The organism is Pseudomonas sp. B26(2017) (assembly GCF_002113045.1).
Classification (GTDB): domain Bacteria; phylum Pseudomonadota; class Gammaproteobacteria; order Pseudomonadales; family Pseudomonadaceae; genus Aquipseudomonas.
Genome location: NZ_NEJJ01000005.1, coordinates 67,467 through 91,463 on the forward strand (window position 1 = coordinate 67,467; position 23,997 = coordinate 91,463).

26 protein-coding genes are annotated in these 23,997 nt (G+C 59.8%); 7 read left to right on the forward strand and 19 right to left on the reverse strand.

The window, feature by feature from the left end; genetic code table 11:
• Positions 1 to 2: 2 nt before the first annotated feature.
• From CAF79_RS09015 to CAF79_RS09025, 3 genes are read right to left on the reverse strand one after another with little or no spacing between them, the layout of a single operon-like run.
• Positions 3 to 716 (reverse strand): PilW family protein, encoded by a 714-nt coding sequence (locus CAF79_RS09015; RefSeq protein WP_085697526.1) that lies wholly within the window; start codon positions 714 to 716, stop codon positions 3 to 5.
• Positions 713 to 1,162, reverse strand: coding sequence for a type IV pilus modification protein PilV (pilV, locus tag CAF79_RS09020; RefSeq protein ID WP_085697527.1), 450 nt, complete (start codon positions 1,160 to 1,162; stop codon positions 713 to 715). The genes CAF79_RS09015 and pilV overlap by 4 nt, the downstream gene beginning before the upstream one ends.
• Positions 1,159 to 1,632 (reverse strand): GspH/FimT family pseudopilin, encoded by a 474-nt coding sequence (locus CAF79_RS09025; RefSeq protein ID WP_085697528.1) that lies wholly within the window; start codon positions 1,630 to 1,632, stop codon positions 1,159 to 1,161. The genes pilV and CAF79_RS09025 overlap by 4 nt, the downstream gene beginning before the upstream one ends.
• 127 nt (positions 1,633 to 1,759) lie before the next feature.
• Here CAF79_RS09025 and CAF79_RS09030 point away from each other — a divergent pair, with 127 nt between their 5' ends.
• A complete protein-coding gene (locus tag CAF79_RS09030; protein WP_085697529.1) occupies positions 1,760 to 2,314 on the forward strand; it encodes a GspH/FimT family pseudopilin in 555 nt (184 codons plus the stop codon).
• Here the strand turns inward: CAF79_RS09030 and ispH are convergent.
• The 6 genes from ispH to murJ all read right to left on the reverse strand — a co-directional run bounded on the left by ispH (position 2,286) and on the right by murJ (position 9,799).
• Positions 2,286 to 3,230, reverse strand: coding sequence for a 4-hydroxy-3-methylbut-2-enyl diphosphate reductase (gene ispH, locus CAF79_RS09035; RefSeq protein WP_007963828.1), 945 nt, complete (start codon positions 3,228 to 3,230; stop codon positions 2,286 to 2,288). The two genes, CAF79_RS09030 and ispH, sit on opposite strands and share 29 nt — an antisense overlap.
• Positions 3,231 to 3,397: 167 nt before the next feature.
• A complete protein-coding gene (fkpB, locus tag CAF79_RS09040; protein ID WP_170929719.1) occupies positions 3,398 to 3,835 on the reverse strand; it encodes an FKBP-type peptidyl-prolyl cis-trans isomerase in 438 nt (145 codons plus the stop codon).
• Between the two features lie 7 nt (positions 3,836 to 3,842).
• The gene (gene lspA, locus CAF79_RS09045; RefSeq protein WP_085697531.1) at positions 3,843 to 4,355 is read right to left on the reverse strand and encodes a signal peptidase II; all 513 of its coding nucleotides are present in this window, start codon (positions 4,353 to 4,355) and stop codon (positions 3,843 to 3,845) included.
• On the reverse strand, positions 4,348 to 7,179 hold the full coding sequence (gene ileS / locus CAF79_RS09050) for an isoleucine--tRNA ligase (RefSeq protein ID WP_085697532.1): 2,832 nt from the start codon (positions 7,177 to 7,179) through the stop codon (positions 4,348 to 4,350). Before ileS ends, lspA begins: the two co-directional genes overlap by 8 nt.
• Before the next feature lie 13 nt (positions 7,180 to 7,192).
• A complete protein-coding gene (ribF, locus tag CAF79_RS09055; RefSeq protein ID WP_085697533.1) occupies positions 7,193 to 8,131 on the reverse strand; it encodes a bifunctional riboflavin kinase/FAD synthetase in 939 nt (312 codons plus the stop codon).
• Between the two features lie 129 nt (positions 8,132 to 8,260).
• The gene (gene murJ / locus CAF79_RS09060) at positions 8,261 to 9,799 is read right to left on the reverse strand and encodes a murein biosynthesis integral membrane protein MurJ (RefSeq protein ID WP_085697534.1); all 1,539 of its coding nucleotides are present in this window, start codon (positions 9,797 to 9,799) and stop codon (positions 8,261 to 8,263) included.
• 252 nt (positions 9,800 to 10,051) lie between these two features.
• Between murJ and rpsT the strand changes: the two genes are divergently transcribed.
• Positions 10,052 to 10,324, forward strand: a complete 273-nt coding sequence (gene rpsT / locus CAF79_RS09070; protein ID WP_003228351.1) for a 30S ribosomal protein S20 — start codon at positions 10,052 to 10,054, stop codon at positions 10,322 to 10,324.
• A gap of 123 nt (positions 10,325 to 10,447) precedes the next feature.
• On the opposite strand, the gene CAF79_RS09075 is transcribed toward rpsT, so the two are convergent.
• The 5 genes from CAF79_RS09075 to rplU all read right to left on the reverse strand — a co-directional run bounded on the left by CAF79_RS09075 (position 10,448) and on the right by rplU (position 14,199).
• A complete protein-coding gene (locus CAF79_RS09075; RefSeq protein ID WP_085697535.1) occupies positions 10,448 to 10,912 on the reverse strand; it encodes a CreA family protein in 465 nt (154 codons plus the stop codon).
• 10 nt (positions 10,913 to 10,922) lie between these two features.
• On the reverse strand, positions 10,923 to 12,041 hold the full coding sequence (proB, locus tag CAF79_RS09080) for a glutamate 5-kinase (RefSeq protein WP_045121906.1): 1,119 nt from the start codon (positions 12,039 to 12,041) through the stop codon (positions 10,923 to 10,925).
• Positions 12,042 to 12,178: 137 nt separating this feature from the next.
• Positions 12,179 to 13,402 carry an Obg family GTPase CgtA gene (gene cgtA, locus CAF79_RS09085; protein WP_085697536.1) on the reverse strand — a complete coding sequence of 408 codons (1,224 nt, stop codon included), beginning with the start codon at positions 13,400 to 13,402 and terminating at the stop codon, positions 12,179 to 12,181.
• A 193-nt stretch (positions 13,403 to 13,595) separates the two neighbouring features.
• Complete coding sequence (gene rpmA, locus CAF79_RS09090) at positions 13,596 to 13,853, reverse strand: 50S ribosomal protein L27 (RefSeq protein WP_003228360.1); 258 nt, start codon at positions 13,851 to 13,853, stop codon at positions 13,596 to 13,598.
• 34 nt (positions 13,854 to 13,887) lie between these two features.
• Positions 13,888 to 14,199, reverse strand: a complete 312-nt coding sequence (gene rplU / locus CAF79_RS09095) for a 50S ribosomal protein L21 (RefSeq protein WP_003228361.1) — start codon at positions 14,197 to 14,199, stop codon at positions 13,888 to 13,890.
• A gap of 241 nt (positions 14,200 to 14,440) precedes the next feature.
• On the opposite strand from rplU, the gene CAF79_RS09100 reads away from it, so the two are divergent.
• The 3 genes from CAF79_RS09100 to CAF79_RS09110 all read left to right on the forward strand — a co-directional run bounded on the left by CAF79_RS09100 (position 14,441) and on the right by CAF79_RS09110 (position 16,340).
• Complete coding sequence (locus CAF79_RS09100; protein ID WP_007950962.1) at positions 14,441 to 15,409, forward strand: polyprenyl synthetase family protein; 969 nt, start codon at positions 14,441 to 14,443, stop codon at positions 15,407 to 15,409.
• A 125-nt stretch (positions 15,410 to 15,534) separates the two neighbouring features.
• Positions 15,535 to 15,876, forward strand: a complete 342-nt coding sequence (locus CAF79_RS09105) for a zinc ribbon domain-containing protein YjdM (protein ID WP_007950963.1) — start codon at positions 15,535 to 15,537, stop codon at positions 15,874 to 15,876.
• 206 nt (positions 15,877 to 16,082) lie between these two features.
• The gene (locus CAF79_RS09110) at positions 16,083 to 16,340 is read left to right on the forward strand and encodes a hypothetical protein (protein WP_085697537.1); all 258 of its coding nucleotides are present in this window, start codon (positions 16,083 to 16,085) and stop codon (positions 16,338 to 16,340) included.
• Between the two features lie 50 nt (positions 16,341 to 16,390).
• Here the strand turns inward: CAF79_RS09110 and CAF79_RS09115 are convergent, their stop codons facing one another.
• The 3 genes from CAF79_RS09115 to CAF79_RS09125 all read right to left on the reverse strand — a co-directional run bounded on the left by CAF79_RS09115 (position 16,391) and on the right by CAF79_RS09125 (position 18,064).
• Positions 16,391 to 17,008: an FKBP-type peptidyl-prolyl cis-trans isomerase gene (locus tag CAF79_RS09115; protein ID WP_085689724.1), complete on the reverse strand. Its 618-nt coding sequence runs from the start codon at positions 17,006 to 17,008 to the stop codon at positions 16,391 to 16,393.
• A 126-nt stretch (positions 17,009 to 17,134) separates the two neighbouring features.
• Entirely contained in the window at positions 17,135 to 17,440 is a 306-nt protein-coding gene (locus tag CAF79_RS09120; protein ID WP_085689722.1) for a DUF6482 family protein, read from the reverse strand.
• 135 nt (positions 17,441 to 17,575) lie between these two features.
• Positions 17,576 to 18,064 (reverse strand): TIGR00645 family protein, encoded by a 489-nt coding sequence (locus CAF79_RS09125; RefSeq protein WP_085689720.1) that lies wholly within the window; start codon positions 18,062 to 18,064, stop codon positions 17,576 to 17,578.
• Between the two features lie 163 nt (positions 18,065 to 18,227).
• Between CAF79_RS09125 and CAF79_RS09130 the strand changes: the two genes are divergently transcribed.
• Positions 18,228 to 20,057: a hypothetical protein gene (locus tag CAF79_RS09130; RefSeq protein WP_085697538.1), complete on the forward strand. Its 1,830-nt coding sequence runs from the start codon at positions 18,228 to 18,230 to the stop codon at positions 20,055 to 20,057.
• 19 nt (positions 20,058 to 20,076) lie between these two features.
• Here CAF79_RS09130 and CAF79_RS09135 read toward each other — a convergent pair whose 3' ends face one another.
• Both CAF79_RS09135 and CAF79_RS09140 read right to left on the reverse strand, forming a co-directional pair.
• The gene (locus tag CAF79_RS09135; RefSeq protein ID WP_007950969.1) at positions 20,077 to 20,406 is read right to left on the reverse strand and encodes a hypothetical protein; all 330 of its coding nucleotides are present in this window, start codon (positions 20,404 to 20,406) and stop codon (positions 20,077 to 20,079) included.
• A 311-nt stretch (positions 20,407 to 20,717) separates the two neighbouring features.
• Complete coding sequence (locus CAF79_RS09140) at positions 20,718 to 23,156, reverse strand: Lon protease family protein (RefSeq protein WP_085697539.1); 2,439 nt, start codon at positions 23,154 to 23,156, stop codon at positions 20,718 to 20,720.
• Positions 23,157 to 23,456: 300 nt separating this feature from the next.
• Between CAF79_RS09140 and CAF79_RS09145 the strand changes: the two genes are divergently transcribed.
• A complete protein-coding gene (locus CAF79_RS09145) occupies positions 23,457 to 23,945 on the forward strand; it encodes a DUF3015 domain-containing protein (protein WP_007950971.1) in 489 nt (162 codons plus the stop codon).
• The last annotated feature ends 52 nt before the right edge of the window (positions 23,946 to 23,997 follow it).

A 23,997-nucleotide genomic window follows, 5' to 3' on the forward strand; every position in this document is an offset into this window, starting at 1 on the left:
CCTCACTGCAAGCGGTTGCGCAAGGCGGCAACCACGTTGAAGGTTTGATTGCGGACCCGATTGTTCGGATCAGTGAGGGTCAGGCTCAGGCGCACGCTGCGGATCCGCGCCGGATCACCGGGGTTGGCACTGTAGGTGGATGCCGCGACATCGGTTGCGGAACTCGCCAGACCGAACATCACAGTGAACGCACCGACGTTATTCACCAGCACTTGCTGGGCCGGATTACCGCTGCCGGTGCCCATCAGAATCTGGTTGTTGCTGAAGCTGTAGATCAACCGACGGATCGGAAACGCGATCTGCCCCGTCGCCGCAGCCCGTGCGCCGGTATAAGCGGTGGCGCTGTTGCGGCAATCGGACACCACGGTCCAGGTCGGCGTCCCGCCTGCACTGCCGACATCAGCCGTGACCAGGGTCAGCTTGAGATTGGCGTTGTCCCAGCTGATCGGCGCGATCTGAGCCGCCGTGAAATCCCCCGCCGAGCTGGAATCGGTAATCGTGCCCAGGCAACCGAACATGCCCACCATGCGCAGTTCCTGAATCATCTTGCTCAGCACGAACCGCGCATCTTCCTGCATGGCGGCCGCGCTGTTCTGGCTGACGTAGGTGTTTTTCGCCGCCAGAAAGATCTGCACCACGCCGAGCACCACGATCAGCCCCAGCGCCAGGGCCACCAGCATTTCGATCAGACCGAAACCCAGATTATGACGTTTCATGGCGCGCCCACCGGATCTACCGCGGCGCGACTGGTCAGGACAAAGCTGCGGGGCGCACTGGACGTATTGGCGGCGCGCGCGTCATTCCAGGTGATGGTGATGGTGTACACACGTTGATTGAGGGTGATGCTGCCGGTGGCGGTCGGGCCGCCGAAATTGACGATGTTGGTGGTGAAGTCGTAGAGATCCTGATCCCGGGCGACACTCAGGTTGCCCGTGGTGGGGGGTGTGACGGTGTAGTCGGCGCCCGAGTTGGCGCGGATCCGGTCCATCATGTCGTAGGCGATGAAACTCGCCTGGCTGGTCATCCGCGAGCTGTCGGTGTACTTCAGCGCATTGAGCTGAACCGCTGCCGCGCCCAGCAAACCGACCGTCAGAATCAACAACGCGACCAGCACTTCGATCAGCGTCATGCCCTCCTGTGCGTGCTTGCTCCCTGCCCTCATCCGCAACTTCCACCCAATTGAATTCTTCCGTTCAGACACACGTTCAGCGTCCTGCTTTGCGTTCCCAGCACGTAACTGATGACGACTGCCGTGGACGGCGCCGCCAGCCCGCCCAGATTGTTGAAATCCAGCGCGGTCACTCCAGAGGGTAGCGTCAGAGTCGCGCCGCTGCTCATCGCTGGAACAACCCGCAATACATTGGCCGAAGTGCCAGTACTGTCGTAGACCGCCAGCTCGCCGGCCCAGACGTTGCCGCCGGCACTCGGTCGCAAGCGGGTGGTGGTACCCCGGTTGATCGCCTCGAGCCTCGCGTAATTGAGGGCCCGTTGCAGGTCGCCGACTTCGGTGTCGGCCTTGCTGCCCTGCACCGAACGGGTGAACGCCGGCACCGCCATCGTGATCAGGATTACAAACACCGCGAGCGCCACCAGCAGCTCGATCAGCGTGAAACCTTTTGTACGATGATCCATCGATGCCCTCCGTTGCCGTCGGCTATACCTGTACAAACCTAGAACATTCGACCGGCATGCGCCGGTTGATTTACTGCGAACGGCGCACGGACTGCGTCGCTGTGCACAATCCAGGGAGGACGCGCACATGCCGCAACAGGGTTTCAGTCTGGTCGAACTGCTTATGGGACTGGCGATCGGCGCAATTGTTCTGTCGCTGGTCGGTCCGGCGCTGGCGGACTTCACCGAGTCAAACCGGCGCCAGCAGGCCGCACAGTCTTTGCTCGACGGCATCCGTAATGCCCGGACAATGGCCATCACGCGCAATCAGAGTGTGGTGATTCACGGCATCAACGGTGATTGGGGCCAGGGCTGGCGGATCATTCTGGATATCAGCGGAAAAGGGGCCGAAGACGCCGATAATCCATTGCTGATAGAGCAGGCGAGTGATGGAAAGATACCGATTGTCGGCAACTGGCTGGTGAGCCGGTACATACGTTTCAGTAGCCTGGGCCAGCCACTGGTGCCGGACCGGAAGTTTCAGGCGGGGACATTGCACCTGTGCTCGGCTCGCGAGCCGGTCAGCCAGCTCCAGGTGGTGCTGGCGGCAACCGGTCGCGTTCGCCTGACCAGCCAAAAGGCCGAACAGGCGCTGTGCCGAAAGGATAAAGCGATCAGATCGAGCGAACGCGCAGCTCTTTAGGCATCGAGAACGTGATGTTCTCCTCACGCCCGGCCAGCTCGTCGGCACCGGTGGCGCCCCAGGCCTGCAACTGCTGGATCACGCCACGCACCAGGACTTCCGGGGCAGAGGCGCCGGCGGTGATGCCGATGCGCTCGACACCGTCGAACCAGCTCTTTTGCAGGTCTTCGGCGCCATCGATCAGATAGGCCGGAGTGGCCATGCGTTCGGCCAGCTCACGCAGGCGGTTGGAGTTGGAGCTGTTCGGGCTGCCCACGACCAACACCACGTCGCATTCGTCCGCCAGTTGCTTGACAGCATCCTGACGGTTTTGAGTGGCGTAGCAGATATCGTCCTTGCGCGGCCCGCCAATGGCAGGGAAACGCGTACGCAATGCGTCGATCACTCGGCTGGTGTCATCCATGGACAGCGTGGTCTGGGTGACAAAGGCGAGTTTTTCGGGATTGCGCACCTGCAATTCGGCGACATCCTTCTCGTCTTCAACGAGGTAGATCGCGCCGCCATTGCTGGCGTCGTACTGGCCCATGGTGCCTTCGACTTCCGGGTGACCGGCGTGGCCGATCAGGATGCATTCACGGCCGTCGCGGCTGTATTTCGCGACTTCGATGTGCACCTTGGTCACCAGCGGACAGGTGGCGTCGAACACTTTCAGGCCACGGCCGGCGGCTTCGCTACGCACGGCTTGCGAGACGCCGTGGGCACTGAAGATCACGATGACGTCGTCCGGTACCTGATCCAGCTCCTCGACGAAGATCGCGCCACGACTGCGCAGGTCCTCGACCACAAACTTGTTGTGCACCACTTCATGACGCACATAGATCGGCGGCCCGAAAACCTCAAGGGCGCGGTTGACGATTTCGATCGCCCGGTCCACGCCGGCGCAGAAGCCACGGGGGTTGGCGAGTTTGATTTGCATGCTGTGCCTCGTGTCTTGCGCGCAAGAAATAGCGAAAACGTTGAAAAGCTAATGGGGTAGCGACGATTCGATTTGCTCGCGAAAGCGGTGTTTCAGACAACGTTTATGTTGAATGTCAGTCAGCATTCGCGAGCAAGCCGGCTCCCACAGGGATTCTGCTGTGTGACTCAGAGCGCTTTGACGTTGATGATCTCGACTTCAAAGGTCAGCGTCTTGCCAGCCAGCGGATGATTGAAGTCAACGGTCACTTGCGCGTCGTCGAACTCTTTCACCACACCCGGCAGCTCAGTATTGGCCGCATCGTTGAAGATCACCAGCAGCCCCGGCGACAGCTCCATGTCCACGAACTGCGAACGCGGGATGATCTGTACGTTTTGCGGGTTCGGCTGGCCGAAGGCGTTTTCCGGCTCGACGGTCAGCGTACGCTTGTCGCCGGCCTTGAAACCGAACAGCGCCGCCTCGAAGCCCGGCAGCAGGTTGCCATCGCCGACCTTGAAGGTCGCCGGAGCCTTGTCGAAGGTGCTGTCGACCGTGTCGCCGTTCTCCAGGCGCAATGCAAAGTGCAAAGTGACTTCCGTGTTCTGGCCGATGCGTTGCTCAGCCAATACCTGTTCAGTCATGAACGGCTTCTCCGGTTTTTTTACTTTTGAACATGTCCAGTGCCAGCATCACCGCGCCAACGGTAATCGCGCTGTCGGCGAAGTTGAACGCCGGGAAGTACCAGCGGTTCTGCCAATGCACCAGAATGAAGTCGATCACATGGCCCAGGGCAATGCGGTCATACAGGTTGCCCAGTGCGCCGCCCAGCACCAGCGCCAGCGCAATGGCCAGCCAGGTTTCGTTGCGGCCCAGGCGCTTGAGCCAGACCACCAGCACCGCACTGACCACCACCGCGATCAGGGCAAACAACCAGCGCTGCCAGCCGGAGCTGTCAGCCAGAAAGCTGAACGCAGCGCCGGTGTTGTAGGCCAGTGTCCAGCTGAAGTAATCAGGGATGATCACGATCTGCTGGAACATCTCGAGCTTGCCTTCGAAGTAAAACTTGCTGGCCTGGTCGATGACCAGAACCAGCAAGCTCAACCAGAGCCAGCTCAGCCGTCCGAAACGGCCAACGGCATTAGGCATAGTGACGAACCTCGCCGGCGCCATCGATGTTGTCCACGCAACGGCCGCAGATTTCCGGATGCTCCGGGTTCACGCCGACATCTTCACGGCAGTGCCAGCATCGGGCGCATTTCGGGAAGGCGGATTTGACGATCTTCAGCTTCAGGCCGCTGACTTCGGTGGCCACAGCATCGGCCGGAGCCTGCACGAACGGCGCAACAGTGGCCGTCGAGGTGATCAGGACGAAGCGCAGCTCATTGCTCAGCTTGGCCAGGTCGGCGGTCAGCGCGTCTTCGGCGAACAGCGTCACTTCGGCTTGCAGGTTGCCACCGACGGCCTTGGCCGCGCGCTGGATTTCCATCTCTTTGTTGACCGCCACCTTCACTTCCATGATGCGATCCCAGTACTCGCGACCCAGCTCGAAGCCTTCCGGCAGCTCGGTCAGGCCTTCGTACCAGGTGTTGAGCATCACCGACTCGTTGCGCTCGCCCGGCAGGTATTGCCACAGCTCGTCGGCGGTGAACGCCAGGATCGGCGCGATCCAGCGCACCAGCGCTTCGGAGATGTGGAACAGCGCGGTCTGGCAAGAACGACGGGCCTTGCTGTCGGCGCCGGTGGTGTACTGGCGGTCCTTGATGATGTCCAGATAGAAACCACCCAGCTCCTGCACGCAGAAGTTGTGGATCTTCGAGTAGACGTTCCAGAAACGGTATTCGCCGTAGTGCTCTTGCAGCTCGCGCTGCAGCAGCAGGGTACGGTCCACCGCCCAGCGATCCAGCGCCAGCATGTCTTCGGCCGGCAGCAGGTCAGTGGCCGGGTTGAAACCGGTCAGGTTGGAAAGCAGGAAACGCGCGGTGTTACGAATACGACGATAGGCGTCCGCGCTGCGCTGCAGGATCTGCTCGGACACGGCCATTTCGCCCGAGTAATCGGTCGAAGCGACCCACAGACGCATGATGTCGGCGCCCAGGGTGTCGTTGACTTTCTGCGGCGCGATCACGTTGCCCAGGGACTTGGACATCTTGCGACCGGACTCGTCCACGGTGAAGCCGTGGGTCAGCAGCTCGCGATACGGCGCGTGGTTGTCGATGGCGCAACCGGTCAGCAGGGACGAGTGGAACCAGCCACGGTGCTGGTCCGAACCTTCCAGATACAGGTCGGCACGCGGGCCGGTCTCGTGGCCCATCGGGTGTGAACCGCGCAGGACGTGCCAGTGCGTGGTGCCCGAGTCGAACCAGACGTCGAGGGTGTCGCTGATCTTGTCGTACTGCGGCGCTTCATCGCCCAGCAGTTCGGCAGCGTCGAGTTTGAACCAGGCTTCGATGCCTTCGACTTCAACGCGCTTGGCGACCTCTTCCATCAGTTCGACGGTGCGTGGGTGCAGCTCGCCGCTTTCCTTGTTCAGGAAGAACGGGATCGGCACACCCCAGTTACGCTGACGGGAGATGCACCAGTCCGGACGGTTGGCGATCATCGAGTGCAGCCGCGCCTGGCCCCAGGCCGGTACGAACTTGGTGTCTTCGATGGCTTTGAGCGAGCGCTGGCGCAGGGTGTCGCCGGACACCGGCTCCTTGTCCATGCCGATGAACCACTGCGCGGTGGCGCGGTAGATCAGCGGGGTCTTGTGGCGCCAGCAGTGCATGTAGCTGTGTTCGATGACGGTGGTGTGCATCAGCGCACCGACTTCGGTCAGTTTGTCGATGATGGCCGGGTTGGCCTTCCAGATGAACTGACCGCCGAAGAACTCCAGCGACGGCACGTAAACGCCGTTGCTCTGTACCGGGTTGAGGATTTCGTCGTTGACCATGCCGTATTTCTTGCAAGTCACGAAGTCGTCCACACCGTAAGCCGGGGCGGAGTGAACCACGCCGGTGCCGGCGCCCAGTTCCACGTAGTCGGCCAGATACACTGGCGACAGACGGTCGTAGAACGGGTGACGGAAGTTGATCAGTTCCAGCGCCGAACCCGGCGCAGTGGCCAGAATGGTGCCTTCGACGCCGTAACGGGTCAGGCAGGACTCGACCAGCTCTTCAGCCAGCACCAGCAGCTTGTCGCCGATGTCGACCAGCGCGTAGGTGAATTCCGGGTGAACGTTGAGTGCCTGGTTGGCCGGGATGGTCCACGGGGTGGTGGTCCAGATCACGATCGAGGCAGGTTTGCTCAGCGATGGCAGACCGAACGCGGCGGCCAGTTTGGCTTCGTCAGCGATCGGGAACGCCACGTCGATGGTCGAGGATTTCTTGTTCTCGTACTCGACTTCCGCTTCGGCCAGGGCCGATCCGCAATCGAAGCACCAGTTCACCGGCTTCAGACCCTTGAACACGAAACCGCCCTTGACGATTTCGGCGAGGGCGCGGATTTCACCGGCCTCGTTCTTGAAGTCCATGGTCTTGTACGGGTTGGCGAAGTCGCCCAGCACGCCGAGACGGATGAATTCGGACTTTTGCCCTTCGATCTGCTCGGTGGCATAGGCACGGCACAGTTCGCGGGTCTTGTCCGCGCCCAGGTTCTTGCCGTGGGTCACTTCAACCTTGTGCTCGATCGGCAGGCCATGGCAGTCCCAGCCAGGGACATACGGCGCATCGAAGCCCGACAGGGTCTTCGAGCGGATGATCATGTCCTTGAGAATCTTGTTCAGTGCGTGACCGATATGGATCGTACCGTTGGCGTACGGAGGGCCGTCGTGCAGGACGAACTTCGGACGATCCTTGCCAATCTCGCGCAACTTTCCGTACAGGCCAATACTGTCCCAGCGCTGCAGGATCTGCGGTTCGCGCTGTGGCAGGCCGGCCTTCATTGGGAAGGCGGTGTCCGGAAGGTTTAACGTGGCTTTATAGTCGGTCATTTAAGGCTCTTCATTAGCGATGGGCGCTAGGTGCGGCTAGTGCACGGGCGGCGGCGACATCCGCGCTGATCGCCGTTTTCAATGCCTCCAGGGAGGCGAAACGCTGCTCTTCACGCAGCTTCTGGTGGAAAACCACCGTCAGACGCCGGTCATACAGATCGCCGGCAAAATCTAAAAGATGGACTTCAAGGTGGGCCTTGCCATCACCTTGCACCGTGGGCCGTACGCCGATATTGGCGACGCCGGGCCAGGTCTTGCCGTCGATATCCACATCGACCAGGTAAACCCCTGTGATCGGCACGCGACGGCGTTTCAGTTGAATGTTCGCCGTGGGCGTACCCAACTGGCGGGCCAGTTTCTGGCCATGCAGCACGCGACCGGCAATCCGGTACGGGCGGCCAAGCAAGCGTTCGGCCAGAGCAAAATCGGCGGCGGCCAACGCGTTGCGCACCTGGGTGCTGCTGACACGAATCCCGTCCAGCTCGACGGTTTGCGCGGCTTCCACGGTAAAACCGTGAACCTGCCCGGCCTGCAGCAGAAAATCGAAATCGCCGAGGCGGTCGCAACCGAAGCGGAAATCGTCGCCGACTTCCAGATGCTGCACGCCGAGACCATCAACGAGGATGGTGTCGACGAATTCACTGGCGCTGAGCTTGCTCAAGCGCTGGTTGAACGCCAGGCACAAGACCCGGTCGACACCCTCGGCGGCCAGCAATTGCAGCTTGTCGCGCAACCGGGCCAGACGCGCCGGCGCGGTCTCCGGAGCAAAGAATTCCCGTGGCTGTGGCTCGAAAATCACCACGCAGCTGGGCACGCCCAACTCAAGCGCACGCTCACGCAGTCGGGCCAGAATGGCCTGGTGACCACGGTGAACACCGTCAAAGTTGCCAATAGTGGCGACGCAGCCCCGATGCTGGGGGCGCAGATTGTGGAGGCCTCGAACCAGCTGCATAACGCGCTTCTTGCTCATAAAGTGGCCGATTATAACCACACCCGACGGCCGACGACAGGCAACACCGTAACCCAAAGTGATCGAGCCGACAAAACTGCCGGCTCACGCCCGTCTTTCAAGGGTGAAACCTCAGCTCAACGCCTTGCGATTGAAGTCGCGCAGGCGGAAACCGAGCAGCAGCAACATGCCGAAATAAGCCACCACACCGGCAACCACCAAGGCACCCAGGCGCAGAAAGCGCTCCAGCATGTGGCCCTGATCCCACGCGGGCATGAAATGCATGCCGATCAACAGCACCACCGACATCACTGCCACCGCGACCAACAGCTTGAAACCGAATTTCAGCCAGCCCGGTTGCGGTAGATACATCTGCTGCTTGCGCAGTTGATAGAACAGCAGCCCGGCGTTCAGGCAGGCACCGGCGCTGATCGCCAGTGCCAGACCGGCATGGGCCAGCGGACCGATCAGCACCAGGTTGAACAGTTGAGTAACGACCAGGGTGAAGATTGCGATTTTTACCGGGGTACGGATGTTCTGTTGCGCATAAAAGCCCGGTGCCAGAACTTTGATCACGATAATCCCCAACAGACCGACAGAATAGGCAATGAGCGCCCGCTGGGTCATCTCCGCGTCAAACCCGCTGAACTGGCCGTACTGGAACAGCGAAACGGTCAACGGCTCGGCCAGAATCCCCAGCGCCAGCGCGCAAGGCAGCACCAGCACGAAGCACAGGCGCAGGCCCCAGTCGAGAATCCGCGAATATTCGTGGCGATCCTTGCTGGCGTAGGTCTTGGCCAGTGTCGGCAGCAGGATCGTGCCCAGCGCCACACCGAGCACACCGGACGGCAATTCCATCAAACGGTCGGCGTAATACATCCACGATACCGAGCCGGCTACCAGGAACGAGGCGAAGATAGTGTTGATGATCAGTGAAATCTGGCTGACCGAGACGCCGATGATCGCCGGCAACATCTGCTTCATCACCCGCCAGACGCCGGTATCACGCAGGTTCAGGCGCGGCAGCACCAACATGCCGATCTTTTTCAGATGCGGCAGTTGATAGAGCAACTGCGCCAGACCACCGACCAACACCGCCCAGCCAAGGGCCATGACCGGTGGATCGAAATAAGGTGTCAGAAACAGCGAAAATACGATCATGCTGACGTTGAGCAGGGTCGGCACGAACGCCGGCACCGAGAAACGGTTCCAGGTATTGAGGATCGCCCCCGCCAGCGAAGACAGGGAGATCAGCAATATATAAGGGAAGGTCACTCGCAGCAGGTCGGAGGTCAGCTGGAATTTCTCCGGCGTATCGGTGAAACCCGGCGCCGTGGCCCAGATCACCCAGGGCGCGGCAATCATGCCCAGCGCGGTGACCAGCGCCAGTACGAGTGTCAGCAGGCCGGAAACGTAAGCAATAAAGGTGCGGGTCGCCTCTTCGCCCTTCTGGCTTTTGTATTCGGCCAGGATCGGCACAAAAGCCTGGGAAAACGCCCCCTCGGCGAAAATCCTGCGCAGCAGATTGGGCAGTTTGAAGGCGATGAAGAAGGCATCGGTCGCCATTCCGGCGCCGAAGGTGCGGGCGATGAGCGTGTCGCGAACAAACCCGAGAATCCGGGAAAGCATCGTGATAGAGCTGACGGCGGCCAACGATTTGAGCAGATTCATTGAAGGAATGTGTGCCTGTCGATAAACAGCAGGCGAATAACGCGCCCACTTGTGCGATACTCCGCGCCGCAACAGCACAGAGCCAAAGCTCGCGAGTTTACAGGTCACACGCCGGAAAGAAATATCCCGTCGCACCACGCCTACCACTTAGCGGAACGTTTCAAGCGCCCTTGACAAGACTTCAACTCATCGGCATGATTCGCGGCCTATTTTGTTTGCTATTTCCTAAAAAGTCTTTCGAGGAGCTCGACGGTGGCCAACTCACCTTCCGCCAAAAAACGTGCAAAACAGGCTGAGAAGCGTCGCAGCCACAACGCCAGCCTGCGTTCCATGGTTCGTACCTACATCAAGAATGTAGTTAAAGCCATCGACGCAAAAGACGCTGAAAAAGCTCAAGCTGCATACGTTCTGGCTGTGCCAGTTATCGACCGCATGGCCGATAAAGGCATCATCCACAAGAACAAGGCTGCTCGTCATAAGAGCCGTCTGAATGGCCACGTCAAGGCACTGAAAGAAGCTGCCTAAGCGACGTAGTCATTAAAAAACCGACCTCAGGGTCGGTTTTTTATTGCCTGCGATTTGCCCCCACTCCAGCAAAACACAGGCAAAAAAAGAGGAGCCAGCCGGCTCCTCTTTGTTTACGCGCGATTAATGAGCCGCCGCCCACGGCAGAATCGGGATCGCCGTCACCGCATTCTGCGGACTGCCTTCGATCAGACGATCGCTGTAGACCAGATACACCAGCGTGTTGCGCTTCTTGTCGAGGAAACGCACCACCTGCATGGTCTTGAACACCAGCGAAGTGCGCTCCTTGAACACCTCTTCACCATCCTTCAACTCACCCTTGAAGTTGATCGGACCGACCTGACGGCAGGCAATGGACGCCTCGGCACGATCCTCGGCCAGACCCAACCCACCCTTCACGCCACCTGTCTTGGCGCGCGACAGGTAGCAGGTCACACCCTCAACCTTCGGATCATCGAATGCCTCGACCACGATCCGGTCGTTCGGGCCGACAAATTTGAACACCGTCGACACCTGACCGATTTCCTCGGCCGAGGCCAGCAATGGCAGCGCCATCAACAAGCCCAACAATCCTTTTGCCATGCGCATCGCGTTTTCCTTACACCAGAATCAGATTGTCACGGTGAACCAGTTCCGGCTCAGCCATGTAACCCAGCAAACCGACAATCGCATCCGACGACTGACCGATGATTTTTTGTGCTTCCAGCGCGCTGTAGTTGGCCAGGCCACGGGCAATCTCACGCCCGTCCGGCGCCACGCAAACCACCATTTCGCCACGACGGAAGCTGCCCTGAACCAGCTTGACACCGACCGGCAGCAAACTTTTATTGCCTTGGGACAAAGCGGAAACCGCGCCATCATCCAGCACCAGCGTGCCGCGGGTTTGCAGATGACCGGCCAGCCACTGCTTGCGCGCCGCGAGCATGCCGCGCTCGGGCGACAGCAACGTACCAATCCGCTCACCCGCCTTCAGACGGTCAAGCACACGCTCCAGACGCCCGCCAACAATGATGGTGTGCGCCCCGGAACGCGCCGCCAGCCGCGCCGCACGCAGCTTGGTCTGCATGCCGCCACGACCCAGCGCACCGCCAGTGCCGCCCGCCACTGCATCCAGCGTCGGATCATCGGCGCGCGCTTCGTAGATCAGCTGGGCGTCCGGATTATTGCGCGGATCGGCGTCAAACATGCCGTCGCGATCCGTCAGGATCACCAGCAGATCAGCCTCGACCAGGTTTGCCACCAGCGCTGCGAGCGTGTCGTTATCACCGAAGCGAATTTCATCGGTAACCACGGTGTCGTTCTCGTTGATCACCGGAATGACTTTCAGCTCGACCAGCGCACGCAAGGTGCTGCGGGCGTTCAGGTAGCGCTTGCGATCGGACAGGTCGTCGTGAGTCAGGAGAATCTGCGCAGTGTGCCGACCATGCTCGGCAAAGCTCGACTCCCAGGCTTGCACCAGACCCATCTGACCGATGGCTGCAGCAGCCTGGAGCTCGTGCATCGCACTGGGTCGAGCGGTCCAGCCGAGGCGACTCATGCCCGCCGCTACTGCCCCGGAGGACACCAGCACCAGTTCGACGCCAGCCTCATGCAGAGCCACCATCTGCTCGACCCAGACACCCATTGCTGCGCGATCCAGCCCCTTGCCATCCGCCGTCAGCAAAGCGCTGCCGATCTTCACGACCCAACGCTGCGCACCTGTCACCTTGCTCCGCATCATCTTCAACCTTAGCTTGAGGGCAGCGCGACCTGACACTGCCCGTAACGTTATTCGTGGTTCTTCGTGACCAACAATCGATTTCCGGATACTAAAACGCCGCTCGATTGAGCGGCGCTTAAGTTTACTGCAACGAATCAGTCACGCACGTAAATGATTTCCGGACCGTCTTCGTCATCCACATCTTCTTCGTCCCAATCATCCTCGCCGATGTCATGGACCGACTTCACGCCGCTGCGACGCAGGGCACGCTTGTCATCCAGCGCCTGCAACTGGGCACGGGCTTCGTCTTCGATGCGCTGATCGAGATCAGCCAGTTCTTCCTTGTAGGCCGGGTCATTGGCCAGACGATCGGCACGATCTTCCAGGTAACGCATGATGTCGCGCGTCAGGCGCTCGGTGCCTTCTTTGGCGATGGCCGAAATCACGTAGACCGGACCCTCCCATTGCAGGCGCTCAACGATTTCCTTGACGCGCTCTTCGTGCTCCTCCTCGAGGATCTGGTCGCACTTGTTCAGCACCAGCCAGCGATCACGCTCCGCCAGGGACGGGCTGAACTTGATCAGCTCGTTGACGATCACTTCAGCAGCGTCCGGCGCACTGCTTTCATCCAGCGGCGCCATGTCCACGAGATGCAGCAACAGACGGGTACGCGCCAGGTGCTTGAGGAAACGGATCCCCAGGCCGGCACCATCGGAAGCGCCTTCGATCAGACCCGGGATATCGGCGATGACGAAGCTTTTCCAGCGATCGACACTGACCACACCCAGGTTTGGCACCAGCGTAGTGAACGGGTAATCGGCAACTTTCGGCTTGGCAGCCGAAACCGAACGGATAAAGGTACTTTTACCGGCATTCGGCAGACCCAGCAGGCCGACGTCAGCCAGAACTTTCATTTCCAGTTTCAGGTCGCGCTGCTCGCCCGGCTTGCCCGGGGTCGTCTGACGCGGCGCACGGTTGGTACTGGATTTGAAACGGGTATTGCCCAGACCGTGCCAGCCACCCTGAACCACCATCAGCTTCTGACCGGATTTGGTCAGGTCGCCGATGACTTCCTGGGTAGCCGAGTCGATGATCGTGGTGCCAACCGGCACGCGCAGGATCAGGTCTTCGCCCTTCTTGCCGGTGCAGTCGGTGCTGCCACCGTTGGAACCGCGCTCAGCCTCGAAGTGACGGGTGTAACGGTAATCCACCAAGGTGTTGAGGTTTTCGTCGGCCATCATGAAGATGGAACCGCCGTCGCCACCGTCACCACCGTTCGGGCCACCATTTTCAATGAATTTTTCCCGACGGAAACTCATGCAACCATTGCCGCCGTCGCCAGCTTTTACGCGGATCGATACTTCATCAACAAACTTCATAACCAACGCCTCTCGCCGTACGGACGAGCCGAAAAACAATCAAGACATAAGACTCTTGCAAAAATGAGCGCAGCGACCCCAAACCACGACCTGCATCGCACGCCGGCAGCCCATACAAACAGCTTTGCAAGAGACTCACCCCACAAACGAAAAAGCCCCGTCGCAAGACAGGGCTTCTCCAGCACTCTCGCAGTTAGGCTGCGACAACGCTCACGTAACGACGACCGAAGGCGCCTTTTACTTCAAACTTGATCACGCCTTCGATTTTCGCGAAGAGGGTGTGATCTTTACCCATGCCAACGCCGTAGCCAGCGTGGAATTGGGTGCCGCGCTGACGAACGATGATGTTGCCGGCCTTGATGACCTGGCCGCCATACATCTTCACGCCAAGGCGTTTGGCTTCTGAGTCGCGACCGTTACGGGTACTACCACCAGCTTTTTTGTGTGCCATGAGTTCAATTCTCCTAGTGAGGAATTAGGCTGTATTAAGCCTGAATACCGGTGATTTTGATCTCGGTGAACCACTGGCGGTGGCCCATACGCTTCATGTGGTGCTTACGGCGACGGAACTTGATGATGCGGACTTTATCGTGACGACCTTGGGAGATCACTTCAGCCTTGACGGTTGCGCCAGCAACAACAGGTGCGCCGATGTTCACGTCGTCGCCATTGGCGACCAACAGAACGCGGTCAAAAGTCACGGATTCGCCAGTAGCGACTTCCAGTTTTTCGATCTTCAGGTATTCACCTTCAGCGACCTTGTATTGCTTACCGCCGGTAACGATTACTGCGTACATGGTATTTCTCCGATAATCCTGCTCACCCAGCTCTTTATAAGAAGAGGTATTGGCTGGCATGGCTGCATGGGGCTGGAACGGCCCAAGTGCAATTGCGTAAGGCAGGTGCTGCCCAGGAAGTTCAGGGTGCGCGATTGTACGCAAGCCTTCGAAGTCATGCAAGGGGCCGTCCATCGCGCCTTGACAGGCCCGGACGTGGGTCCTAGCATGCCGCGCAACCCTTCTGGAGCACCTGTCGCTGATGCAACCCCAAGCTTTCTACCGCGCGGTGGCGGACGATTTTAGCGCCGTCGACGGCATCATCAAGAAGCAGCTGACTTCCCGAGTGCCGCTGGTATCGAAAATCGGCGATTACATCACGTCGGCCGGCGGCAAACGCCTGCGTCCTTTATTGGTGCTGCTGTGTGGCAAGGCCCTGGGTCGCGAAGGCGACGACATGCGCCTGCTGGCTGCCACCATTGAATTCCTGCACACCGCCACCCTGCTGCATGACGACGTGGTCGACATGTCCGGCATGCGCCGTGGCCGCTCCACCGCCAACGCCATGTGGGGCAACGCCCCGAGCGTACTGGTCGGCGACTTCCTGTACTCGCGCTCGTTCGAAATGATGGTCGAACTGGGTTCGATGCCGGTGATGAAGATCCTGTCCCAGGCCACGCGCATCATCGCCGAAGGCGAAGTGCTGCAGCTGTCCAAGGTTCGCGATGCCAGCACCACCGAAGAAACCTACATGGAAGTCATCCGCGGCAAGACCGCGATGCTCTTCGAAGCCTCGACCCACAGCGCCGCGGCGCTGGCAGGTGCCACCGCCGAGCAGAGCGAAGCCCTGCGCACCTTCGGCGATCACCTGGGCGTGGCGTTCCAGCTGGTAGATGACCTGCTCGACTACAAGGGCGACGCCGAAACCCTGGGCAAGAACGTCGGTGACGATCTGGCGGAAGGCAAGCCGACCCTGCCGCTGATCTACACCATGCGCGAAGGCACGCCAGAGCAAGCCGCACTGGTACGCCAGGCGATCCAGAAAGGTGGGATCGAAGACCTGGAAAGCATCCGCATCGCCGTGGAAGCGTCCGGTTCGCTGGAATACACCGCGCAACTGGCCCGCGATTACGTGGCCCGTGCGATCAAGTGCCTCGACGCGCTGCCGGCCAGCGAATACCGCGATGCACTGGTTGAACTGAGCGAGTTCGCGGTCGCCCGCACGCACTGATCAGCATCGCGTCATCAAAAAACCGCAGCCTCCGATGGAGCCTGCGGTTTTTTGTTGCCTGCCATCGGCGGCTAAAACCCTATACAATGTGCGACTTTTAGCGATCCCCTCTCCAAGGAGCCTTAGTGAGCACGTTGCCACCCTGCCCGAAATGCAATTCCGAATACACCTACGAAGACGGCACCCAGCTGGTGTGCCCGGAGTGCGCCCACGAGTGGTCTGCCGGCGGTGAAGCCGAAGTGGCGTCCGATGATGCCGTGAAGAAAGATTCGGTCGGTAACGTCCTGCAGGACGGCGACACCATCACCGTGATCAAGGACCTGAAGGTCAAGGGCACCTCCCTGGTGGTCAAGGTCGGCACCAAGGTCAAGAACATCCGCCTGTGCGATGGCGATCACGACATCGACTGCAAGATCGACGGCATCGGCCCGATGAAACTCAAATCCGAGTTTGTCAGAAAAGTCTGAGTTTGCTGTCTTCCATCCCGCGCCCGCCGTGGGATGGAGCTTCACCCTCCCCCACGATCCCCAACAAATCCTCGCAATAGCCAAACGCCAGCCGTTTTGACCTTACGCAATCTTTACCCGCAAAAAATCACAAACCGCCAATAGGCACTTGCTATTTGACGAATAAGAATTATTCTCATTGAAACCTTTCAATGGAGATGAGACCCATGACTTATTTGATCGACGCCTGGCTGGATCGCCCGCACCCGTACCTCAGGATCCTGCATAGGGAAACCGGTGAGGTCTGCGCCGTACTGGAAGAAGAAGCCCTGCACGAATTGCAGGATCAAGGGGATCTGGACGTCAACGGCCTGAGTTCCAGCGAGCCATTGGTGCTCAAGGAGCTGGTGCGCAATCTGTTCCTGTTCTGCTATGCCCGGGCCTTGCGCCCGACCAGTGAACTGCACAACAAGATCGAAGTATGAGAACGGCGAAGAAACCCTGCACAAGCCACGCTTGTGCAGGGTAACGGGGGTTACAGAACGTCGAGCAGCTCGACGTCGAACACCAGAACGCTGTGCGGCGGGATGCTGCCAACGCCTTGAGCGCCGTAAGCCAGTTCGCTCGGCACGTACAGACGCCATTTGCTGCCGGCATTCATCAGTTGCAGGGCTTCGGTCCAGCCAGCGATAACGCCACCCACCGGGAATTCAGCCGGCTGGCCACGCTCGTAGGAGCTGTCGAATACAGTGCCGTCGATCAGCGTGCCGTGGTAGTGAGTACGCACGGTGTCTTCACGGGATGGCTTGGCGCCTTCACCCTGAGTCAGCACTTCGAATTGCAGACCGGAAGCCAGCGTGGTGATGCCGTCTTTCTTGGCGTTTTCAGCCAGGAACGCACGGCCTTCACCAGCGGCGGCTTCAGCCTTGGCAGCGGCTTCGGCTTGCATGATCTCGCGGATCACTTTGAAGCTGGCGGACAGCTCTTCCTGACCCACGCGGCTTGGCTTGCCGGCGAAGGCGTCAGTCAGACCGGCCAGGATGGCGTCCAGGCTGACACCCGGTGGCGGGTTGTCGCGCAGCTGGTCACCCAGTTGACGGCCGATGCCGTAGCTGACGCGGGTTTCGTCGGTGGACAGATTTACTTCGGACATGACACTGCTCCGCTGTGCGGACGGCCTCAGGACATGCCGTGCGTACACAGCGCGTCCCGGCGCGCCCGGAACCAAAAGGGCGAGCAGACTAGCACAGATGTTCCGGCATTGATCAGGCCCCAGGGCCTACAGCGCGGATCGCCAGGCCAGCGGCACCTTCAGGCTTTCTTCGGCACTGGCGCCAAGACCGCACATTTCATCGTGCACCGAGGTGTGCACCAGGTTGAACGGCAGCACCGGCAAGTCATGCAGCACATCCCGGGCATGCTCGACCGAACGCAGCGTCAGCATTTTCCCCTGTGCATCGCTCAGCGGGTACGCCGCGCCATGCATCCGGGCTTCGAGCAGATAGATTCCGCCTTCCATGGAGATCAGATTCAGTTCGTCGACCTTTCTGGCGACGGCAAACGCATTCAACTCTTGCAGGTTCATGAACGCACCTCATGCGGTGGCGAGCCTTGAGACCTACAGGGATATGCCTCGGCGCCACAAAGCACAAGCCACAAACGACACCGCCCGTCTGTTTCGCAACAAACGGGCGGTTTTGTTACAGCAATCGTCAGCTCATCAGTGCTTGGTGAGCTTGTCCAGGTAACCCATGGCAAACGCCGAGACCACGAAGGTCATGTGGATGATCACGTACCACATCAGGTGCTCGGGATCGACGTTCTTGGCGTCCATGAAGATCCGCAGCAGGTGGATCGAGGAGATTGCCACGATCGACGCCGCCACTTTCATCTTCAGCGACGAGGAGTCCATGGTGCCCAGCCAGCTGAGCTTCTCTTTGCCTTCATCGATGTTCAGTTCGGACACGAAGTTCTCGTAGCCGGAAATCATCACCATCACCAGCAAGCCGCCGACCAGCGCCATGTCGATCAACGACAGCAGCACCAGAATCAGCTCGGACTCGGCCATGGAGAAAACGTTGGGAATGACATGAAACACTTCCTGGAAGAATTTCAATGCCAGCGCCAGCAGCCCGAGGGACAGCCCGATGTAGATCGGCGCCAGCAGCCAGCGCGTGGCGTACATTGCATTTTCGATAAAGCGTTCCATTGACTCTCACACAAGAAGGGTTGAAATCGGCGGCGAGTATACCAGCCGCCCATGACAGCCAGAAACCGCCCGGAAATCCGCCACCTGCGTGTGTGTGTCAAAGTTTTTCTGCTAGTGTCCAAACCATTGACAGCCCAGCGACAGTGGACAGGACGACTGGAAAATGGATGTGCGATTGCCGATAACGACTGCCGGAATTTGCTTCGCCCTGTGGCTTGGCGGATGTTCGCCCGGCGATGAAAAGCATGCCGTCAGCCTTGAAGAAAAGACCGCCCAGTTCGAGCAATCGCTGGACGCCATCACCGATCCGAAACTCAAGGACGCCGTGACCGAACTCGGCGGTTCGCTGTTGCTGCTCGAACGCGCACAACAGAAGCTCGACAACAAACCGCCCCGGACCGAATACGGCGAAGACGCCCTCGGCGTACTCCGGCACTACCCGACACCCCAGGCACTGGTCGACACGTTCATCAATGGCCTGTTTGTGTTGCACAAGGATTCCAGCTCCGATTACCTCACCGATCTGCAACCGGTGTTCCCTTTCGTGCTCAACATCCCCGGCGGCTTTCTGTTCCCCCATGGCGTGGAATGGCAATCGGTAACCCTGAGCAACAAACGGGTCATTGCCTATCAGCCTGAATGGTCGGAAACCGATCCTGGCATTCAGCTGAGCCCGTCCAGCTCCAACGTCACCAATCCCGATGACCTGACCGTTACCTACCCGTTTATCGAAGGGTTGAATGTCGACAAGAAGAATCTGCCGCGCCCGGTCAGCCTGCAAGGCCAGGTAGAAGTCATCGCCCCGAAACGCCTGCACAGTTTCAATCTGGATAAAAAGGACGTCGGCCAGACCCGCTCCGACGGCAACCTCAGCGTGACCTTGCTGAAACTGGACACGCACTACGCCGAACTGGAGTTCAGCAACCAGTTGCCGCTCGCCCCGGAAGTCGCCAACACCCGGCTCAATCCGTTGATCGTCCAGGCCCGCGACTCGACGGGCCAGTATCTGGTGCGTGCCGGCGCCATCAACGAAAACCCCGAACAGGTGGCGTTCTACCAAAAGCAGCTGGCTTATCTGCAACAGCAGAAAGCCTGGAGCGAGGCGCTGGAAAAAAAACTGGACGATGAACAACGGGCCTTTGAGCAACAGCACCCGCGCCACTACAACAAGGTGTACTTCAACGGCCCGATCGACACCCTTGAAGTCAGCCTGCTGGATTTTTCCGAAGCGACCGTCACCCGCAAGGCGCTGGATCTGCCCGTGCGCGAGTTCGATCCGCACACCACGGAAAAAACCGTGCAGCCGCTCGACCTGCCGATCACCGTCTACGACGACCAGGCGCCCGACTGGCTCAAGGGTGCATCCCTGACAGAAGAACAGCTGAAAAGCGGCGTTCATATCCGCCAATCGGTCGAAGAACCAAGCGCCGCGCGCATCGAGTTCGACCACCGCAAAACCTTCAATGATGAAATGCTCGGCGACGACTTCAGCCCCGGCGAAAGCCCGGTGACGTTTTTCACTGAAAAACACAACGGCAAACTCGACGAGCCCATCGAACTGCCGCCCGAGGCATACCAGGTCGATCCGCTACAGGCGACCATCACCTACGACCTGAATCTGTTCCCGGAAACCCCGGCGATTGCCGTCGGCTCGATGCCGTTGTTCCTGGCCACAGTGGACAAAAAGGCTTATGAAGCCAAGGCCCTGCCCAAAGGTCTGGAAATCAGGAACAACGCCTTGGTGGTGGATTTGAAGCGATTCCCCGCCAACGAATGGCGATTCTTCGTCAAGGACGACAGCGGTCATTACCTGAAGCAGATTCTGTCGGTCAGTCACGACGCGAGCGCGGAAGGGCCGGCGTTATTCGGCGTGCATTATTTCTACGGCCATCCGACGCACGTGGAAACCTACCAGCGAACCGACCTCACCACCGTGCAATACGGCTTCGAGGTCAAACTCGACAAAGCGCAGACCCAGGGCGCAGCGCCCTGATCGGCACCGTTGATCGACGCTAATGGTCGAAAGTGCCGATGCTGCGTCCGCGTCCACCATTGATCTGTCGCAACTGCGCCTGCAGATGCAACGACCAGATCTGTGGATCATTGGCCAGTTCATAGCCGTGCATCGTCAGGCTTTCAACGATGGTGTCGAGAATCGACTCGGCGGCGATCGGCCCGTGAAACGGGCCCTGAGCCTTGATGGCGGAAGGTTGTTCACCGGCCATGCCGGCGGCGAAGAGCAGCGTCCACATGCCGTTATCGCCGGCCAACGGCTTGATGGCGCATTCGATACGGGTCACAAGACCCAGGCATTGACGGGTGAGGCAGAGGTTGCGCGACATGGCGGCGACCCTCGGTAAAGCCGGTGTTCAGCCCTTGCTGAAGAGCTGTTTCGATCCAGTGATACTGTCGATGTCCTTGAGCAGAGAATAGAAGAAAAGTCCGGCGCGCAAGCCGCACAGAACCAGAAGGCGCCGAATGGTCATTGTGTGAATATTGACGCCAGAGTGATGGCACTTTTGCTCGAAACTCATCCAAAACAAATGTGGGAGCGAGCTTGCTCGCGAAAGCGTTTTATCAGGCAACGTATTCGTAGACTGGCAGGACGCCTTCGCGAGCAAGCTCGCTCCCGCAGGGAACAACAGTAACGAGATCAGGCCGGTTTTGCCTCCGCCAGCGCCTCCTGCGCCAGTTCCTTCTCGGCCTCTTTCAGATCGTCTTCGCTGATCATCTCGGCAATCACTCGCAGGCGCTCCACCACCCGCGCATTGACGCTGCCTTCGGGGAATTCGCCTTCCTCGTTCGGCTCACCGGCCGGCTCGCCCACCAGCAGGCTCAACGCTTCATCGGCCTGACGCACCGCGTAAACGTGGAACTGCCCGGCACGCACCGCCGCCAACACCTTCTCGTCGAGCATCAGCGTGGCGACGTTGGCCTGCGGAATGATCGCACCCTGCTCGCCCGTCAAACCGCGCGCTTCGCAGAGACGGAAGAAGCCTTCGATCTTCTCGTTGACCCCGCCCACCGCCTGCACCTCACCGAACTGGTTGATCGACCCGGTGATCGCGAAGCACTGCTTGAGCGGGGTTTTCGACAACGCCGAAATCAGCGTGCACGCCTCGCCCAGCGACGCACTGTCGCCATCGACGTAGCCGTAGGATTGCTCCAGCGCGATGCTCGCGGAAATCGCCAGCGGGAATTCCTGTGCATAACGGCTGCCCAGATACCCGGTGAGAATCATCACGCCCTTGGAGTGGATCGGCTGACCGAGGTTGACCTCGCGCTCGATGTCGACGATGCCGCTGCCGCCCGGGTACACCGTGGCGGAAATCCGCGCCGGCACACCGAACGCCGAGTCGCCGACTTCAAGCACGGTCAAACCGTTGCATTTGCCGACCGCCGCGCCGTCGGTGTCGATCAGAATGATCCCCGCCAGCATGTCGTCGAGAATCCGCGCCGAGACACGACCGGTGCGGGTGGCCTTGGCCTTGAGCGCACGCTCGATGTGGCCGGCGTCGGTCATTTCATCGTTGGCCAGATGCCGGATGAAATCCGCCTCGCTGACCAGCTGGAACAGATCGCCGATCCGCGCCGACAAACGCCCCTGATGCTCGGCCAGGCGCGCACTGTAGGTCGCCAGACGCGCCACCGCGTCGGCGGTCAGCGGCGCCATGCCTTCTTCCGAAGTACGGGTTTTCAGCAACTGGGCGAACTGCTCCAGGCTTTCGTCGACCATCGGGATGTCTTCGTCGAAGTCCACCAGAACGCGGAACATCTCCTGGAAATCCGGATCGAGGTCTTGCAGCGTGTAATACAGCTGGCGCGCACCGATGATGATCACTTTGACCTGCAACGGAATGTGCTGCGGGTTGAGCGTCATGGTGGCGAAACGGCCCATTTCGCCCAGCGGCGACTCCATCTTCAGCTTGCGCGATTGCAGGGCGCGCTTGAGCGCATCCCATACGAACGGCTCGCCGAGCATTTTTTCTGCTTCAAGGATCAGGAAACCGCCATTGGCGCGGTGCAACGCACCCGGACGCAACTGGCGATAGGTGGTGTAGAGCGCGCCCTGATCGGTGGTGTATTCGATGCGACCGAACAGGTTTTCGTAGGTCGGATGCGGTTCGAACACCACCGGCGCACCGCCGCTGGCCGGATGACCGACCACCAGACTCGGCGCGTATTGCTCTTCCAGCAGCTTGCGCGCGACCGCGTCGGTCTTGCTGTCATCGACCAGTTGCTCGACCACGGTTTTCAGCAGATACACCTGCATCGCTTGCAGGTAACCACAGACGGCAGCGTTTTCCGCGTACTTTTCCGACAGCGGTGCGAGCAAGGGCTGCAAGGCCAGGGTGATGGTTTCTTCGTTGAGCTGACGCAGCTGGTTGTTCGACTCGCGCTTCCATTGCGGCAGGCTGGCGAGTTCTTCGTTCAGACGCTCTTCAAGGCTGGAAATATCGTCGTGAAAGCGTTCGCGCTCGGCTTCCGGCAACTGGGCGAATTCAGCTTCATCCAGCGCCTTGCCTTCGAGCATCGGGGTGAAAGCGATGTTGCTGCTGTCGCGATACAGGGCGACGTCTTTTTCCAGGGCCAGGCGCTCGATGACGTCCAGTGCCTTGTCGTAGCGCTGGTTGAAGGCGCGATCGATGGCGCTCTTCTTCTGCTGGTAGGACGGGTGCTCGAAAACCGCAGGAAAGGTCGCCAGCAGGTTGTCGATCAGGCCGTTGATATCGCCGATGAACGCAGCGGCGCTGCCGGACGGCAACTCCAGGGCGCGAGGTTCGCGCGGCTCATCGAAATTGTTGACGTAGACCCAGTCCGCCGGGGTCTGCAGGCGTTTGCCTTCGGCTTTCAGGTAGCGTTTGACGAACGAGAAACGGCCGGTGCCGGGCTCGCCCATGACGAATACGTTGTAACCGGGGCGTGGCATGGCCACACCGAACTGCAAGGCTTCGACCGCACGTTCCTGGCCAAGCACACCGCGAAAGGGCTCCAGATCATTGGTGGTAGTGAAGCTGAACTGTTCAGCGGAAAACGGACGGGTCAGCGCTTCGGGCGCTAGACGCAAGCTGGCAGCAACAGGATCAGGCATCGGGCTTCCTTAACAATCAGGCGGGGCAGATAGCGGCATTCTGGCGCTGCCCGTGCCCCACTGGCAAGGCGCGCCACACCACAAAGCATAGACAACCGGCCTGCCTGCACTCGGGCCCCGCCAAACCGGGGTTTATTCCAAATATTGTGCAAAAACTCACGGAACCCTCGGAACGTGCCTAAACTCCAAACTGCGCGGCTGGAACTAATACCGGCCCACTGGCTTCGTCTGGATCTGTTTCGTACAGAGCTTGGGGGCCAGAACCCTGTCCATTGGTATGCACATAAAGAGAACAAAGCTATGAAACGGATTCTTCTCGGTACTCTCTTCACCGCTGTATCCATCAACGCGATGGCGCAAGCTCCAGGGGGCCCGGATTGCGGTTGGGGCAACATGCTGTTCGAAGGTCAGCGTGGCACCCCGGCTCACTTCCTGGCATCCACCACCAACGGCACCTCCGGCAACGCCACCTTCGGCATGACGTCCGGCACCAACGGTTGCTCCACCAACGCTTCGCTGACCTACGGCGGCAAATCCTGGTTTGCCATGAATGGCATGATGAACGAGCTGTCCGAAGACATGGCAAAAGGCAACGGCGAAGCGCTGACGACCTATGCCGTGGTACTGGGCGTGGCGCCGGAAGACCGTGCGCACTTCGCCGCCGTCACTCACGAGCACTTCCAGCAGATCTTCAGCAAGGCTGACGTGACCGCCGAAGACGTGCATACCAACACCCTGGCCGTCCTGAAGGCAGACCCACGTCTGGCCAAGTACGCGACTCAGGCTTAAGCTCGACCCACCCGCTTCCTTCGGGAAGCGGGTTTTATTTTTTCGGCCCGCC